At 66.3% G+C, this 1,343-nt stretch carries 1 pseudogene; it reads left to right on the top strand.

Annotated elements, in window-relative coordinates:
* Positions 1–223: 223 nt before the first annotated feature.
* Positions 224–1,059: pseudogene (locus ABD198_RS30445) on the top strand (IS701 family transposase); the annotation flags it as partial.
* Between the last annotated feature and the right edge of the window lie 284 nt (positions 1,060–1,343).

The following is a 1,343-nucleotide window of genomic DNA, read 5'->3' as shown; positions in this document are numbered from 1 at the left end:
CAGTCGGATCGAACGTCACCGTTCATCCAACCGCCCCAACCACCAACCCGGCGAACCTATGCGGTCACAGCACTAGCCAGGTAGAGCCGACGGCGGCGCTCGTCGAGATGCGGCAGGATCCGATCGAACTTGGCCCGTAAGGCGGTGACGGGTGGACGCACGGTCATGGTCCACCCTCCCACCAACTCCGCCTGAACAAGCACTAATTGAAATACAGGCCCCCGGCCGGACCGAGAACTGCCAGATCGGCGTCTTCGCCGCCTACGCCTCCGTGGACAGAACATCTACCTCCCGAAGTCCTGGACTGAGGACCGGGAACGCTGCCGCACCGCAAGGGTCCCCGACGAGCGGGAGTTCGCCACCAAAGGCGAACTGGCCCGGCACATGGTGCTGCGGGCCCTGGCCTCGCCACTGCCCATTACCTGGGTCACCGCGGATTCCGCCTACGGCCAGGACAACCGGTTCCGCCGGCTGCTGGAGCAGTCGGGTGTCGGCTACGTACTGGCCGTCCCCAAGTCTCAGTTCAGCGTGGGCTGTTCACGGATCGAGGGCCTGTTCGCGCAGGCCCCGGACGAGGCATGGGAGAAGATCTCCTGCGGCGACGGCGCGAAGGGGCCCCGCGTCTACCACTGGGCAGCGGTGCGGCTGCCGGCCGTCGCCGAATTCGACTATCAAGGCGAGGTCCCTCACCGGATGCGGTGGGCACTGGCCCGGCGCAGCATCAGCAAGCCCGACGAGGTCGCCTACTACCTCGCCTACGCGCCCCTTCAGGTCACCGTCCAGGAGCTGGTGCGGGTCGCCGGGGCGCGCTGGGCGATCGAGGAGTGCTTCCAGGCCGCGAAGAACGAGTGCGGCCTGGATCAGTACGAGGTCCGCCGCTACGTGGGCTGGTATCGGCCCATCACTCTGGCCATGCTCGCTCACGCTTTCCTGGCCGCTACGGCACACCAGCCCTGGGAAAAGGGGGCGGAACAGGTGAGACACCCGGGGTCATCGGGCTCACAGTGGCGGAGGTTCGGCGACTCCTGGCAGCTTGTCGTGCCCGGCCCCCGCACCTGAGCGGACACCGCGGACGACACCACGCGCTGAGCTGGTCGAACTGGCGCCGCCGACGACAAGCAGTCGCCCGCCGCTGTCACTACCTGCGGCGTTGTCGCACGATCGAAGGGCGATCTCCGTGAGACCGCCCCCGCACGATCGAAGTCCCGCTACACTCCCGCCACCCGACGAAAAGACCAGGTCAGACAGCGAAATCCTGCTGGAGTACTAGGGTGCGTTTCAGAAGTGGATCTTGATGTGTCATGATCCACTTCGTGGGGCGGCATGACCTGACGAATGCACAG

The organism is Streptomyces thermocarboxydovorans (assembly GCF_039524635.1).
GTDB classification, from domain to species: Bacteria; Actinomycetota; Actinomycetes; order Streptomycetales; family Streptomycetaceae; genus Streptomyces; species Streptomyces thermocarboxydovorans.
This window is presented reverse-complemented; position numbering and strand designations above follow the sequence as displayed.